Source organism: Sphingomonas sp. PWP1-2, from assembly GCF_049898305.1.
In the GTDB taxonomy this organism is placed as follows: domain Bacteria; phylum Pseudomonadota; class Alphaproteobacteria; order Sphingomonadales; family Sphingomonadaceae; genus Sphingomonas; species Sphingomonas glacialis.
Map to the genome: position 1 here is coordinate 130,218 of NZ_JAFCXM010000002.1, position 14,533 is coordinate 144,750.

General features: G+C 63.1%; 16 protein-coding genes and 1 tRNA gene. 13 read left to right on the forward strand and 4 right to left on the reverse strand.

Annotated elements, in window-relative coordinates; genetic code table 11:
* Positions 1-198: 198 nt before the first annotated feature.
* The 3 genes from ACP7C5_RS05455 to ACP7C5_RS05465 are packed head-to-tail and all read left to right on the forward strand — an operon-like array spanning position 199 to position 4,569.
* Positions 199-1,599: an EAL domain-containing protein gene (locus ACP7C5_RS05455; RefSeq protein ID WP_426263464.1), complete on the forward strand. Its 1,401-nt coding sequence runs from the start codon at positions 199-201 to the stop codon at positions 1,597-1,599.
* A gap of 58 nt (positions 1,600-1,657) precedes the next feature.
* Complete coding sequence (locus ACP7C5_RS05460) at positions 1,658-4,120, forward strand: ATP-binding protein (protein ID WP_426263465.1); 2,463 nt, start codon at positions 1,658-1,660, stop codon at positions 4,118-4,120.
* Between the two features lie 59 nt (positions 4,121-4,179).
* Entirely contained in the window at positions 4,180-4,569 is a 390-nt protein-coding gene (locus ACP7C5_RS05465) for a response regulator (RefSeq protein WP_133188797.1), read from the forward strand.
* Here ACP7C5_RS05465 and ACP7C5_RS05470 read toward each other — a convergent pair.
* Complete coding sequence (locus ACP7C5_RS05470; RefSeq protein ID WP_206365659.1) at positions 4,507-5,415, reverse strand: methyltransferase domain-containing protein; 909 nt, start codon at positions 5,413-5,415, stop codon at positions 4,507-4,509. The genes ACP7C5_RS05465 and ACP7C5_RS05470 overlap by 63 nt on opposite strands.
* A gap of 44 nt (positions 5,416-5,459) precedes the next feature.
* Here ACP7C5_RS05470 and ACP7C5_RS05475 point away from each other — a divergent pair, with 44 nt between their 5' ends.
* The 7 genes from ACP7C5_RS05475 (at position 5,460) to ACP7C5_RS05505 (ending at position 9,192) form a co-directional block, all read left to right on the forward strand.
* Positions 5,460-6,194, forward strand: a complete 735-nt coding sequence (locus tag ACP7C5_RS05475; protein WP_426263466.1) for a ComF family protein — start codon at positions 5,460-5,462, stop codon at positions 6,192-6,194.
* Positions 6,195-6,229: 35 nt separating this feature from the next.
* Entirely contained in the window at positions 6,230-6,487 is a 258-nt protein-coding gene (grxC, locus tag ACP7C5_RS05480) for a glutaredoxin 3 (RefSeq protein WP_133188791.1), read from the forward strand.
* Entirely contained in the window at positions 6,484-7,305 is an 822-nt protein-coding gene (locus ACP7C5_RS05485) for a carbon-nitrogen hydrolase family protein (protein WP_426263467.1), read from the forward strand. Before grxC ends, ACP7C5_RS05485 begins: the two co-directional genes overlap by 4 nt.
* The gene (locus ACP7C5_RS05490; RefSeq protein WP_426263468.1) at positions 7,302-7,763 is read left to right on the forward strand and encodes a DUF1178 family protein; all 462 of its coding nucleotides are present in this window, start codon (positions 7,302-7,304) and stop codon (positions 7,761-7,763) included. The genes ACP7C5_RS05485 and ACP7C5_RS05490 overlap by 4 nt, the downstream gene beginning before the upstream one ends.
* A 263-nt stretch (positions 7,764-8,026) precedes the next feature.
* Positions 8,027-8,728 carry a class I SAM-dependent methyltransferase gene (locus ACP7C5_RS05495; RefSeq protein ID WP_133188785.1) on the forward strand — a complete coding sequence of 234 codons (702 nt, stop codon included), beginning with the start codon at positions 8,027-8,029 and terminating at the stop codon, positions 8,726-8,728.
* Between the two features lie 86 nt (positions 8,729-8,814).
* Positions 8,815-8,891, forward strand: a tRNA-Arg gene (locus tag ACP7C5_RS05500).
* Between the two features lie 115 nt (positions 8,892-9,006).
* Positions 9,007-9,192, forward strand: coding sequence for a hypothetical protein (locus tag ACP7C5_RS05505; RefSeq protein WP_010186188.1), 186 nt, complete (start codon positions 9,007-9,009; stop codon positions 9,190-9,192).
* A gap of 124 nt (positions 9,193-9,316) precedes the next feature.
* On the opposite strand, the gene ACP7C5_RS05510 is transcribed toward ACP7C5_RS05505, so the two are convergent.
* From ACP7C5_RS05510 to ACP7C5_RS05520, 3 genes are all read right to left on the reverse strand, one after another.
* Complete coding sequence (locus ACP7C5_RS05510) at positions 9,317-9,598, reverse strand: SWIB/MDM2 domain-containing protein (RefSeq protein ID WP_133188783.1); 282 nt, start codon at positions 9,596-9,598, stop codon at positions 9,317-9,319.
* 41 nt (positions 9,599-9,639) lie between these two features.
* The gene (locus ACP7C5_RS05515; protein ID WP_133188781.1) at positions 9,640-9,843 is read right to left on the reverse strand and encodes a DUF2945 domain-containing protein; all 204 of its coding nucleotides are present in this window, start codon (positions 9,841-9,843) and stop codon (positions 9,640-9,642) included.
* Between the two features lie 76 nt (positions 9,844-9,919).
* The gene (locus ACP7C5_RS05520) at positions 9,920-12,559 is read right to left on the reverse strand and encodes a TonB-dependent receptor (protein ID WP_426263469.1); all 2,640 of its coding nucleotides are present in this window, start codon (positions 12,557-12,559) and stop codon (positions 9,920-9,922) included.
* 231 nt (positions 12,560-12,790) lie between these two features.
* Between ACP7C5_RS05520 and folE the strand changes: the two genes are divergently transcribed.
* The 3 genes from folE to ACP7C5_RS05535 are packed head-to-tail and all read left to right on the forward strand — an operon-like array spanning position 12,791 to position 14,516.
* Positions 12,791-13,414 (forward strand): GTP cyclohydrolase I FolE, encoded by a 624-nt coding sequence (gene folE / locus ACP7C5_RS05525; protein WP_426263470.1) that lies wholly within the window; start codon positions 12,791-12,793, stop codon positions 13,412-13,414.
* Positions 13,411-14,163, forward strand: coding sequence for an SDR family oxidoreductase (locus tag ACP7C5_RS05530; protein WP_426263471.1), 753 nt, complete (start codon positions 13,411-13,413; stop codon positions 14,161-14,163). Before folE ends, ACP7C5_RS05530 begins: the two co-directional genes overlap by 4 nt.
* On the forward strand, positions 14,160-14,516 hold the full coding sequence (locus ACP7C5_RS05535) for a dihydroneopterin aldolase (RefSeq protein WP_133188773.1): 357 nt from the start codon (positions 14,160-14,162) through the stop codon (positions 14,514-14,516). Before ACP7C5_RS05530 ends, ACP7C5_RS05535 begins: the two co-directional genes overlap by 4 nt.
* Positions 14,517-14,533: the final 17 nt, after the last annotated feature.

The following is a 14,533-nucleotide window of genomic DNA, read 5'->3' on the forward strand; positions in this document are numbered from 1 at the left end:
GTTTAGAAGGGGCGAGCGTTTTCGCCGTAGATCATCGCGAGGATAAAACGCAACATTACTTTTCTCCCATACGCATCCAGTTGGATGCAAAACATCCTTAATGCACTGTTAACGATGAATCAATCAGACTTTGCCCGGTCGGCCTCGTTCCGGGTGTGCCTTAACTGTTCCTTCAATGCTGGCGGTTAGCCCAGTGTCATGGCGCGCATCCTGCAACCTCACCTTCCCCCCCGGCGTCCGGCCCGGGGTTCATCGCCACGCGGTGCTGCCGATGGCGCCACTACCGTGGCCAGCGTCGCACCCTCGCGCCGCACCAGCGTAAAACGTGGTCTGCAACGCGGCGCGGCGCCTGTCCGGATCGGTGCGTGGCAGTTCGTGTGCCTCGTCCAGATCGGAAATTTTGCCGCGCTGCGCCGTCATCTCGGGCCAACCCGCGCCGAAGACCTCGCGCGCGAACTCGAGGCGCGCATTGCGGTGGCGTTGCCCGAGGCGTCGAGCTTGGCGATCGGTCGTGCTACGATCGAAGTGGCGTTTATCGGTGACGGCTTCGGAGCGCTTGAAGCTGCTGTTGCAAAGTTGCGAGAGGCAACGGCGCGACCGTTCGACATCGACACCGAATTGCACGCTTTCGAGATTCTGGTGGGGGCAGCCGGGGCGCCGCGTGGTACGACCGAAGATGTCCGCTTGGTCGAAGAAGCCGAAGGGGCGCTCGACGATACCCATGCCGATCAGGACACCGTCCTGCGCGATCTATCGGCGGGCACTGCCGCGTTCGATCGCCTGACACTGACGCGCGAGCTGCCGCGCGCCATCGCGGGTGGCGAGATGTTCCTTCAGTATCAGCCCAAGGTGCATGTTCGTAAGCAGGAAATCACCAGCGCCGAGGCACTGGTCCGCTGGCAGCACCCGACTCGCGGATTGATCCTGCCCGGTGACTTCATCACGGTCGCCGAGGAAGCTCGGCAAATTTCCGCACTGACGCTTTGGACGATCGACGAAGTGATCCGCGACCAGCGCGTGCTCGCCGCCGACGGCCATGACCTGACGATCTTCATCAACATTTCCGGCCAGTTGCTCGGCGACAAGCATTTCGTCGAAACGGCATGCGCCGCGGTGCGCGAAGGCGGCGTCAAGATCGGCTTTGAGATCACCGAGACCGCCGTTATTCGCGATCCGGAATGCGCCATCGCGAACCTGCAGATTCTGGCTGATCAAGGCATCGTAATTGCGATCGACGATTATGGGGCGGGGCTTTCGTCGCTCGCCTATCTTAAGCAGCTGCCGGCGCGCGAGCTCAAGATCGACAAGATGTTTGTCTTGCAATTGACCAGCAGCAATCGCGATCCCTTGATCGTGCGATCGACGATCGACCTCGCGCATGCGCTCGACATGGAAGTGACGGCCGAAGGCGTCGAGACCCAAGCGGCGATGGCGCTCCTATCGGTAATGGGGTGCGACATGATCCAGGGATATCTGATCAGCCGCCCGGTCTCGATTGATGCCTTTCGGCGCTTCCTCCACGATTACCGCGAGCGCCCGGCAGAGGATCCGCGCAAGTCGATGTTCCAGCGTTCGGCAGCGTTCTGGAAAAGTGCCTGAACCTTCAAAATTTAGAAGTTAGCGCGCTTTTAACACTTCATATAATATCATGCCGATAATGTGGCGGCCCTTCCTACGCGCGATTGCGATTTTGGTAGCGGTGGCGATTGTTGCTGGATTCGTCGCTCATCAGGCTGGCGCTCGTGATCTTCAATCTACGTCCGCTAGCTTTGAGGCTTTGACAGCAGAAGCTAAATCCAAAATGGTCGTCGCTCCCGCGCAAGCTATCGAACTTGCGAGACGGGCAGAGGCGCTGGCTTCCCGCAAGAGTGGGCGCAACCGAGCGATTGGAGTCGCGACCGCGCTATGGTTGCAGGGCGAAGCCTATCTCCAACTCAATGAAAGCGGCCGCGCGACACCCCTCATCGATCGTGCGATAGCGCTTGTTTCAACGGCAGGGCCTGTCACCAAATTAAATGGTGATTTACTGCTTTCCAAGGGCGGTTTGCAAACATCGACGGCGGATGTGGCAGGTGCCTTATCGTCTTATCAAAGAGCTCACCAGATTTTTCACGAAGTTGGCGAGACGCGAAGCCGTTCTATTGCCTTGATTTGTATCGGAATTCTATATCAAGAGGCAAATGACAACCAAACTGCACTGAGGTATTACGGCCAGGCTCTAGACGTATTTGACGGTGACCCGCAGCTACTTTACTCAATCCACAATAATCGTGGTAATGCTTTGAAGGAGCTGGGTCGATTCAAGAGTGCTTTGGCCGAGTTCCAGACTACGCTAATTATCACTCGCAGTCTTAAGAGTTCTTTGCTCACCGCTAAAACATTGCGGAACATAGCCCGCGTTGAGCTCCTCGAGGGGCAAGTGCGTGCCGCGGACAAGACGATTGCGCAGGGTGCGGAATTATCGCGTGGTGCGGAAGCGCTCGCCGATCGCAATCAATTCCTGGTGCTCTCCGCTTGGTCCGCTCGATTACGCGACCATTTGACGCTCTCCGAACGATTGATCACGCGCGCCCTCGTCAATGTCGATCCCAAAGCCCCCACGCTCGACGTTCGCGAGGCGCATCAGACCGCTTATGACATCTTCAAACAGGCCGGGAATCAGGCGCAGGCGCTGATCCATCTCGAGGCGCTCAAGGCGCTCGACGACAAGACGTCCGAGCTGGCCGCTTCGGCCAACACCGCGCTCGCCGCCGCGCGGTTCGATTTCGCGAGCCAGGAGCTCAACCTCGAGAAGCTCCGGCGCGCGCAACTGCAGCGCAACATCGACGATGCGAAGCTGCGTGCCCGCACTCAGCAAACGATCTTCGGAGGCGCCGCGGTCGCGACGCTGATCATCATGGCGATGCTCGCTTTCGGCTTGATCACGATCCGCCGCAGCCGCAACGAGGTGCGCGCTGCCAACGTCGACCTTGCCAAGACCAATGCCGCGCTCGCCAAGGCGCTCGCCGCCAAGACCGAGTTTCTCGCGACGACCAGCCACGAGATCCGCACGCCGCTCAACGGCATCCTCGGCATGACGCAGGTGATGCTCGCCGACCGGACGCTAACCGATTCGTTGCGGGATCGGATCGGCGTCGTCCACGGTGCGGGCGTCTCGATGCGGGCCCTCGTCGACGACATTCTCGATGTGGCGAAGATGGAAACCGGCAACCTCACGCTCGAAGACGTGCCGTACGATCTCAAGGCTACGCTGCGCGACGTCTCACGGCTGTGGGAGGAGCAAGCGCGTGCGAAGGGCGTGCGCTTCGTGCTCGACCTCGACGGTTGCCCCGATCACGTTGTCGGTGACGCCGCGCGCGTGCGGCAGATCGCCTTCAACCTGTTGTCGAACGCGCTGAAGTTCACCGCGGCGGGTGAAATCCGGCTTGCCGCATCGGCGCGCGATTCGGTCCTGGCGATCGCGGTCACAGACAGCGGGATCGGCATTCCCGCCGACAAGCTCGGCATCATCTTCGAATCGTTCCGACAGGTCGATGCGGGGACGACGCGGCAATTCGGCGGCACGGGTCTTGGCCTTGCCATCTGTCTGAACCTGGCCGAGGCGATGGACGGCGCGATCGGCGTCACGAGCGCAGTCGGAAGTGGGTCGACCTTCACGCTCGAACTGCCGTTGCGACTGGCTGCAGCCCCCGCGGCGGTCGCGGTGGATCCGGCCGTGGAGGCGACCGCGCTCCTCATTCTCGACCGCAACCCCATTTCGCGAAGCATGTTGCGCGCCGTGCTCGCCGCGCGCGCGGGCGAGATCGTGTTCGCGTCGTCGGTTGACGAAGCGGTCGCCCGGATCGGGGAGGGCGGTGTCGCCCATGTGCTGATCGATGACGGCACGATCACGGCCGAGCCGGATCTCGATGCGGCGCTTGCCACGCTCGGTAGCTGTCCCGTACGGACGACATTGTTGTGGCCTGCACCCGATGAAGCGCACCGTGTCCGTTTTTCCGTCGCAGGGATCGATCAGCTTGTCGCCAAACCGATCGCGGGCGTTGCGCTTGCGGCGGTGTTGTTCGACAGCGCCCCCGATGATAGTCGCACCGTATTCACCCGTGTCACTCAAGCGGCATGAAATAGAGATTCCGTAATGTCGTATGTGTCCTACCCCTTTAATCGCTTGGCAGTGGTGTGATGAATATTCTGTTCATCGAAGACGACCCAATGAATCGCCGTGTTGTGAAGGACATGCTCGATGTCGCGGGCGCAACCATGACTGGTGCCGAGAGCGGCGAGGCCGGTCTCGCGCTGATCGACACTCAAGACTTCGTGATCGTGTTGCTCGACCTGCGCATGCCGGGGATGGATGGCTTTGAGACATTGCGCCGCATCCGCGGGCGCGGCGACGCAAAGGCCGATCTGCCGGTCATCGTCCTCACCGCCGATACTGCGGTCGATCTGCGCGAGCGGTGCCTCGCCGAGGGGGCCGACGAAGTGTTGTTCAAGCCCGTCGCAATGGACTCACTGTTCGATGCGATCGGACGGATGCTCGCCAAGGGGATTGGCGACGGGATGATCGGCTGAGCGCGCGCTGCCGGCCGGTCGCCCGAGCACGCCCTCCATTGATGCGGTCGCGCTGCCGCGTCGCGCCGGTTTGGGTTGCGACGGGGCAGGGGACCAGCCGGTAAGATAGACGATATCGAAATGCTCGACGGTCTTGCCGTCGGGCTCCGCGCGCGCCGCAAACAGGTCTGCCGCGCGCGCGAGCGTGTCGCGGCGTAACGGGGTGCGGTCGCGCAGGATGTTGGTGCCGCCCATCCCGCGCAGATCGCGGAGCAAGCCACCGATGCCGCGATAGCGCACGCTCAGCGGCTCGATATCGGCAACCGGGAGCGCGAAGCCGGCGCGCATCAGCAAGTCCCCCGCTGATCGCACGTCGATTTGCGGATGGATCCGCGCCGCGGGGCGATCGCCTTCGGCCTCGCGCAGGACCGCGCGCAGCGTCGACAGCGTACCCATCCCGCAAAACGCCGCGAGGAACAGCCCATCGGGCCGCAGCGCACGCCGCGCGAGCGTCAAAGCACCCGGCAGATCGTTGACGCTGTCGAGCACGCCCACCGAGACGACCAGGTCGAACGCGCCGGCGGCAAAGGGGAGCCGGTCCTCGTCCGCCTGTATGCCGCCTGCGCGCGCCGCGAACGCCGCGCCCGCGTCGCAGCGCGTGACGGTCGCGCCTTCGGGGCCTTGCAGCGCGCCGTCGAAGCAGCCGAGATCGAGCATGTCGGTGAAGCGATGCGTCACGCTCGCCAATCGCTCGGTGATCCCGTCGAGCATCGCCGTGCGCAGGAAATCGAACGCGGCAAAGCCGGGGGCGGCGCGGTCGCGGCGAAGGCGGCGCGCATCGCGGTCGAAGATATCGGGGACACTCATTGCCGCGCTTGTGCCGCTGGCGAGGCCGCGCGACAAGGGCCGGCGTGTCGCCCTGGCTTATCCCCTTGCGCTTCGTCGCCGATTTCGCGCTTCCGCCGCGCTGCCCGGGATGTGGCGGCGTAACGGGCGACGACCATCAGTTCTGCGCCGAGTGCTGGGGCAAATTGCGCTTTCTAGCGCCGCCCTGGTGTGCCGGATGCAACGGTCCGTTCGCCTATGATCGCGGCGACGACGCATTCTGTGCGCAGTGCCTCGCCGACCCGCCCGACCATGCCGGCATCCACGCCGCAGTCGCCTATGGCGAGGTCGCGCGCACCGTTGCGCTCCGCCTGAAATATGGTGGCCGCACCGCCCTCGCCGAGACCGTCGGGCGCCAGATGGCGCGGCTGATGCCCGCCGATGCGGCGTTGCTGATCCCGGTGCCGTTGCACCGCTGGCGCTTATGGTCGCGCGGCTTCAACCAGGCGGCGCTGATTGCGCACGCGCTGACGATTGCATGCGACGTGCCGAACGATCCGCTTCTGCTCCGCCGCGTGCGGGCCACACCGCCGCTGCGCGGTATGGGCGCCAAGGCACGGGCGCGGGCAGTGGCGGGGGTGTTTCGCGTGGTCGATCCGCATGCACGCCTGCGCGGCAAGACAGTGGTCCTGATCGACGACATCTACACCAGCGGCGCCACCACCGATGCGTGCGTACGCGTCCTCTTGCGCGCGGGGGCTGCGAAGGTCTCGATCCTGTGCTGGGCGCGCGTCCTCGACGACGCGCGCGACGCTCGCTGATTGACAACACCGCCTTGCGTCCACATCTTTGATCGATGCCAAAGATCGAAATCTATACCAAAGCCTTCTGTCCCTATTGCGCGCGTGCGATGAAGCTGCTCGCCTCGAAGGGCGCCACGCCCGAGGAGTTCGACATCACGATGGGCGGCCCCAAGCGTGCCGAAATGCTCGAACGTGCCAATGGCGGCACCACCGTCCCGCAGATCTTCATCGACGGGAAGCATGTCGGCGGATCGGACGATCTCGCCGCGCTCGAGCGCGCGGGCAAGCTGGACGCGCTGCTGGCGGCATGAAGATCGCGCTGGCGCAGATGACGAGCGGGATCGATCCCGCCGCCAACGCCAGGACGATCGTATCGGCCGTTGCGGACGCCGCCGCGGCCGGTGCGGCGATGCTGTTCACCCCGGAAATGTCGGGGCTGGTCGATCGGGACCGCGGCCGTGCGGCGCAGCACCTCCGCCGCGAGGAGGACGACCCGGTGCTGTCGGCCGTGCGATCGGCCGCGACGGAGCATCGCCTTTGGGTCCATCTCGGATCGCTTGCGGTGCTCGGCCCTGACGGTCGGCTCGCGAACCGCGCATTTGTGATCGACGATAGCGGCGCGATCCGCGCGCGTTACGACAAGCTTCATTTGTTCGACGTCGATTTGCCGAGCGGGGAGAGCTGGCGCGAATCGGCGAGCTATGCCCCGGGCGCGGGCGCCGTTGTCGCGCAGACACCGGCAGGAGCGCTTGGCCTGTCGATCTGCTACGATCTCCGCTTTGCTGATCTCTATCGCGCATTGAGCAACGCCGGCGCGACGGTACTCGCGGTGCCTGCCGCCTTTACCAAGCCGACTGGTGCCGCACACTGGCATGTGCTGCTCCGCGCACGCGCGATCGAGGCGGGCGCCTATGTCGTCGCCGCTGCACAGACCGGGACGCACCAGGACGGACGGGAGACCTACGGCCATTCGCTCGTCGTCGATCCATGGGGCGAGGTGATCCTCGACATGGACGACGCGGCGGGGCTCGGTTTTGCCGAGATTGACGCGGCCCGTATCGCCGATGTGCGAGCGCGGATTCCGGTCCTCGCGCACCGTCGCCCGATCCCCGAGGTCACGGCGGCGTGATCGTGTTCGATTTGCGCTGTTCGAAGACGCACGTGTTCGAGGCGTGGTTCGGGTCGAGCCGCGCGTTTGAGGATCAGCAGGAGAGCGGCCTTCTGGCGTGCCCGATCTGCGGCGATCGGACGGTAACCAAGGCCGTGATGGCGCCCAACGTCGGCGCCAAGGGGAATAGCCGCAGCGCGGTCGCCGTCACCAAGCCGGATTCGTTAGCGCAACCCACGCCGCAAGCAATTAAGGCCGCGCTGAACGCTCTGGCCTCTGCACAGGCGCAAATGCTTGAAACCTCGCAATGGGTTGGCCGCGGTTTTGCCGACCAGGCGCGTGCGATGCATGTCGGGGAGACGGCGTCCACACCGATCCACGGAGAAACCACGGTGGCGGAGGCCAAAGCGTTGATCGACGACGGCGTCCCGATCGCTGCGCTACCCCTGCCAGTCGTCCCGCCCCGATCGGTGAACTGACCGGGTTTGTTACGGCAGTCGGGTGCGGCTGACCCTATTGCGGGCGCTGGCTGGCGTGTTCTGCTTGGTGACCTGCCCGTGATACAAACATCGTGCGCAGCGTTGATTAGAGCGAATTTGCGGTTGCCCCGCCCCGGCAGCTATGGTTCAGACCAACGGCACCGCAGGGGCCGCCGGGCTCGATCCTCCGCCAATGCTGCGAGCCTTGGCACCTCGTTCGAAACCTATCGCGACGTAACCGATAAAAGCAGGGAATAGCGTAAGTGGCGAATCTAGCTGATTGCGTAGCGCATGGCATTCAATGGTTTCATTCGTTCGACTTGCCCGACGGTGAATCGATCAAGGGCTATAAGTCCGAAGCGATTCTCCGGCGCGAGGCCGCGGCGATCCTGCCCGATGACCTGACCGGCAAAAGCGTGCTCGATATCGGCGCTTGGGATGGGTATTTCTCGTTCGAGGCGGAGCGGCGCGGTGCCGCGGATGTGCTGGCGACCGATCATTTCTGCTGGTCCGGGCCGGGCTGGGGCACCAAGGACGGCTTTGATTTCATTCATTCCCGGCTTGGCTCGAAGGTCCGCTCGTTCGACGTCGAGCCATTGGGTCTGACGCCCGAAAAGTTCGGTCAGTTTGATGTCGTGCTGTTCCTCGGCGTCCTGTATCACGTCACCGACATCTACCGCCATCTCGAGGCGGCCGCGGCAATGTGCCGGGATCATTTGGTCGTCGAAACCGAGACGACGATGATCAATACCAAGGCGCCGTTGGCACGTTTCATCCAGAGCCACGAGCTCGGCGGGGATCCGACCAATTTCTGGGCGCCCAATCCCGCGCTGGTGCGCTTGCTGCTCGAGCGGTTGGGTTTTTCGCGGATCGACGTCACGATTGCCGGCAAGCCTCATGCAGTTTCCTGGTTGCCGCGAGCAGACTTGAAAACCCGCCGCATGATCGTTCACGCCTACCGCTGACAGGCCGCGTGCAACTCAACTCTGCACGGGCTGTGATGTGATCGAGATTGACCTGGGGGCGCTGCAAATCTAGGGACATCCCCGGAGCCCCCGTAGCTCAGGTGGATAGAGCGACGGTTTCCTAAACCGCAGGCCGGTGGTTCGAATCCACTCGGGGGCACCAATGTCGTCCGACGGGGGTTTGGAGCGCCGCGATAGCTGAACGCACGCCAGACCACCCTTGCTTGCCGCAACCTAATGAGACGGGCGGATCGCCGCCCGCGGAATCGTGAAATCCTATGACACCCAGCGAAACCTACCGCGCCAACGCCGCTGCGCAGCGTGAAGCCGCGCAGAAGACCACGCTCGCCAACCGTCGCGAGATGCACGAGCGGTCGGCTTATGCGTGGGAAGCGATGGCGGAAGCCAATGAGGCGACCGCGGCGCGCGCTGTCGTGAACGCGGCGGCAAAACTCGCGGGCTGATCCATCGCCGCGAAGACGTGAGTGCGGCCGGGTAGCAGACCGATCCTTTGCCGGCGCTCAAACGCAAGACACCGACAGTCCGTGAGGAGTGTCGGTGCCATGGTGCTAAACTGTGTGGAAGCGCTCAGGCCTTCATATGGCCAGCGAGATGCTTGTTCATCTCGAACATCGTGACCCGGTCCTTGCCGAAGATCTTCTTCAGCTTTTCGTCGGCGACGATCTCGCGCTTGTTCTCCGGGTTCTGGAGCTCATGCTGCTTGATGTACGCCCAGACCTTGCTGATCACTTCGCTCCGCGGCAGCTTGTCCGCGCCGACGATCTCGGCGAGGTCGGCCGAAGGCGTGATGGGCGCAAAGATGCCGCCAGTCTTGGGGGCGTCGCTCTTTGCGGTTGGGGTCTTGGCCATAGATTGTCTTTCCTGATGTGCCGTTAAAACCGACATCGGTTTCACGCCTTCGTTAGCGCTGCGCTCTTGTGCGCTGCCTTTCCGCCATTGTCACTCCTAACAATGAACTCGGGATTCTCGGGTGTTGCGGCGACTTTGTGCCCCTTGATCGTGGTCGGTTTGGTCTGCTTCTTCTCGACCACGCCGTGTGCCGTGCCGCCGTGCGATTTCCAGGTGACGTGATCACCCTTCTTTGGTTCGGTCATTGCTACGCTCCTTGTCTGTAGCAATGCAGCGCACGGCGCAGGCATTCGGTTGCATCGGGGGGCTCCAACCGACCGATCAGAACGCCTTGCGCAGCGTCAAGCCATAGGTCCGCGGCTGATTGGGATAGCCGCTATAGCTCCCATCCTGTGCAACCGTCGGGAATGCGCTGATCAACTGGTTGTCCTTCGTCAAATTGCGAACCCACAGCATCGCCTCGAGCTTGGCCTTCTCGAAGGTGAAGCCAAGGCTCGCATTGACGTTGTTCTGGCCATAGGTGTTGAGCGCCGGTGGCACCGTATCGGTGAGCTGGAACTTGCTGGTATAGTCGTATTCGCCGCGCAGATAGGCGCTGACGCTTGGACTGAAGGTGTGCGAGATGACCGCCGAAACCGACGAACTCCACTCGGGAATGCCCGTCGGCTTCGTCCCGGTGAGGTTGCGGAAATTAGGAATGAGGCCGGTCAGCGGATTGATCGGGCACCGCACCGTGTCGTACGAAACGCACGCCGCGCCTGTGAAGCTGTCATATTTCGGATCGAGATAGGTCACCGCGCCATTGAGCGACAGCCACGGGATTGGCTTGTACGCGGCGTCGATCTCGAACCCTTTGACGGATTGTTGGCCGGCATTGACCAGGCTGTAGCCCAGCCCGGTGAAGGCGTTTGACTGGAAGCCCTTGATGGTCTGCTTGAAGACCGCGACGTTGAAATAGCCGCCCTTGAACCTGGCCTTCAATCCGGCTTCGTAAACGGTAACATTCTCCGGTGCTGCGGTGCGTCCGACGCCGTTGAGCGGTGGGCGGCTGTCCGACGACAGGTTGAAGGCGCCCGCCTTCCAGCCGGTCGAGTAACTGATATAGGCGTTAACGACCCCGAAATTGTACGCCGCGCGAGCCGCATAGGTGACCTTGTCACCCTTGAGAATGCCCGATTCCGTCGCGTTGGGGAAGTTGATCGGCGCGTGCGCAGGGCTGTTGCCGTAGAAGAACTGGAGAGCGTTGAGGCCGAATGGATTGAGTCCGGCCGGCGAGGCTGGGCAGGGTGCGCTGCCTGGACCCGGCAGCGAGGAGCCGAGCGATGCGCCGAACAGATTGACGGGCACGTTGCCTGCGGTCGTCGCCGGATTGAAGCCCTTTTGCAGCAGGCAGCCCGAGATCGATGCAGGCAGCGCGGCAAATGGGAGAACGCCCAGACCGGGAACATTTTCAAGGTTCAGAAGCGAGAAACGGTCGTTGAGGACGACGTTCGATACCGCGGCCTTGCGATCGTTGAGATAGGCGAGCCCGCCTGTGATGGTGAGACGATCTGTGATCTTATAGTCTGCCTGGCCAAAGATCGAATAGCTGTCCTGCTTGAGCTTGTAGCGATCAGAAATCCCTTGGCCTTGCGTGAAATAATAGCTGCCGGGGGTAATTGCAGGGTTGGTGGCGCGCTGGAGCGATTCAAGCGCGAAGATCAGTCCCCCAGGCCCGCCGGTCAGCCCGTTCACGAAGGTGCGGATGTCCTTGCCGAAACGGATGTCGCGGCCAGTGTCGACGTTTTCGTGCTGGTAAAAGCCGCCGAGCAGCCAGCTGAACGGGCCGTCGCTGTTTGACGTCAACCGCACTTCCTGCGTGAACGTCTTGATCTTGTTTGCCGTGATATTGTTCGAGACATCGGCGCCGGTGAAATCAATGTCTTGGTTCGACTCATTCACTTGCTCGCGATACGCGGTAATCGAGGTCAGTTTCGCGATCCCGAGGTTCCAGTCTATCTCACCGGAAATGCCCTTACCTTGCAGGCGATTTTTAGGGTCGGTGTTGAAGATGACGTTGCGGTCGAAGATCTTGGTCGTGTCGGAGATCGCGAAGCCCGCCGCCCCGATCGCAAGGGTACGCGGCCCGTTGAAGATCGAGGTGACGCCGCAGCAGACTTCCTTGACGAGGTTGTAGTCGCCGATGACGCGGACCGAGAAGTCCGACGACGGCTCGAACAGAATGTCGGCGCGGATCGAGGCGCGATCGCGGTCATTGATCTTCGCGCCGGTCGTCAGATTTCTGAAATACCCGTCGCGCTGATTGACGCTGCCCGAAAGCCGGAAAGCGAGCGTGTCGGTGATCGGTCCAGTGATCGTCGCCTTAGGGTTGATCAGCCCGTAATTGCCGATGCTGACCTCGGCCTTGCCGCCCCATGCAAAGGATGGGCGCCGCGTCGTGATGCTGATAGCGCCGGCCGAAACGTTCTTGCCGAACAATGTCGACTGCGGGCCGCGCAGCACTTCGACGCGTTCGATCTCAGGCAAATCGTCGAGCGCCGACGACGTGCGCGAGCGATAGACGCCATCGATGAAAACGCCGACCGAGCTTTCGATACCGTCATTGCCGTTGCCGTTGCCGAAGCCGCGAATGATGAAGTTCGTCTGCCCGGTTGCGTTGAGCTGCGGCACTTTGAGCGAGGGGACGACCGACTGCAGGTCGATCAGATCCCTGATCTGCGCCCGTTCGATCGTCGCTTGGCTGGTCACGGAAACCGAGATCGGCACGTCCTGCAAGGATTGCTCGCGCTTTGCGGCGGTAACGATGATATCGTCGGTGCTGTCCTGGCTGGCGCTGCTCGGGGTCGGTCGCGACGGCGCGCTTTGCGGGGCTGGCGCCGTTGCACTTGTATCTTGCGCCGCTGCGGGACACGCGTAGAGCGAGACCAACGCCGACGCAGCGAGCAGTTCGAATTTCTTCATGATGGCATCCCCTGTCTCTGCCGCCTCCAGTCTGTGCCGGATGACGGTTTTCGAAGATCAGGTTCGTTAAATGGCGAGGCATAGTCAATGGGCTAAATTACCTAACGGCGGGGGCGTGCAATGGCGCAAGCCGCCCGGTAGAGTTGCAAATAAGGACTATTTCCATGTTGCAGTACGGCGAACCCAAGCCGCCGTACGGTCATTGCATGGGTGGATCGCGAAGGAAGCAGCGTGGACGGACGTAAAGACGAAGATTTCGGCAGCACTCAGGTCGGCGCTGACGGCAAGATTGTGGTGCCCGATGCGGTTGCCGATGCGGTTCGCACGCTGATCCGCTGGACGGGTGACGATCCCACGCGCGAGGGTTTGCGCGACACGCCGGCGCGAGTCGCGCGGGCGTGGAAGGAATATTGCGTCGGTTATACCGACGATCCGGCCAAGCATCTGTCGCGCGTGTTCGAGGAAGTCGGCGGCTATGACGAGATCGTCTTGCTCAAGGACATCCCGTTTCAGTCGCATTGCGAGCATCACATGGCGCCGATCATCGGCAAGGCGCACATCGCCTATCTGCCGGGAAATTATGTCGTGGGAATCTCCAAATTGGCACGCGTGCTCCACGCCTTTGCGCGCCGCTTGCAAGTGCAGGAGCGGCTGACCGCCGAGGTTGCCGACTGTATCTGGACCAACCTCAAGCCGCTCGGCGTCGCGGTGGTGATCGAGGCGAGCCATGCCTGCATGACCGCGCGTGGCGTGCGCACGCCGGGCGTGACGATGGTGACGAGCCGGATGATGGGCGTGTTCCGCGACGACGAACGCAGCCGCAAGGAAGTGCTCGCGCTGATCGGGCGCGGATGAGCGCTGCGCGAACCGTTCTGGTGACCGGCGCGGCGCGTCGGCTCGGCGCGACGATCGCGCGGCAGCTTGCGGGGCAGGGGTGGCGGGTCGCGATCCATCACCATCATTCGAGCGCCGACGCCGATGCGCTCGCCGCCGAGCTGCCCGGCGCGATCGCGGTGTCGGGCGATCTCGCCGATCCGGGCGTTCCCGGGGCGCTTGTCGCTGCCGCACGCACGGTATTCGGCGGGCCGCTGTACGGGCTCGTCAACAGCGCGTCGCTGTTCGACTATGATACGCCGCCCGACATCACCGCGGCATCGCTGCGCACGCACGCGGCGGTCAATCTCGCTGCGCCGGTGTTGCTGGCGAGCGCGCTCGCTTCGCAAGACGATCTCGATGCCGGCGCGGTCGTCAACATTCTCGACCAGAAGGTCGCCAACCTCAATCCCGACTTCTTCTCGTACAGCTGCGGCAAGATCGCGCTCACCGGCGCGACGACGATGCTGGCGCAGGGCCTCGGGCCGCGGATCCGCGTCAATGCGGTGTCGCCGGGTCTGTCGTTGCCGAGCGCCGACCAGAGCGAGGCGGAGTTCGTCGCCGCTGCATCGAAGAACCTGCTGCGACGCCCGGTCGGCCCCGGCGATATCGCGCGCGCGGTGGGTTTCCTGCTCGATGCCGAAGGGCTGGAAGGACAAAATATATTCGTCGATTGCGGCCAGCGTTTCCTCAAGCGCGACCGCGACGTAATGTTCGAGGACCGCGCATGACCGCCCGCTTCACCACAGTCCTCGAGGGCCTAGAGGTCACGATGGGGCTCGGGATCCACCCCGAAGAACTCGCCGCACCGCAGCGTGTGATCGTCTCGGTGCGGATGGAGGTGGTCTATCCGACCCCGCCGAGCGAGGACCGGATCGACGCCGTGCTCGATTACGATTTCGTTCGAAGCGGTGTCCATGCGCTGATCGCCGGGCGGCACTTCCACCTTCAGGAAACGCTGTGCGAGGCGATTGCCGCGCTGTGTCTCGCCGACTCGCGCGTCGAACGCGTGACGGTGCGGACGTCGAAGCCCGACATCTATCCCGACGCGGCCGTCGGGTGTGAGATCATCCGGGCACGGTGAGGCGCGATCCTCCCCGT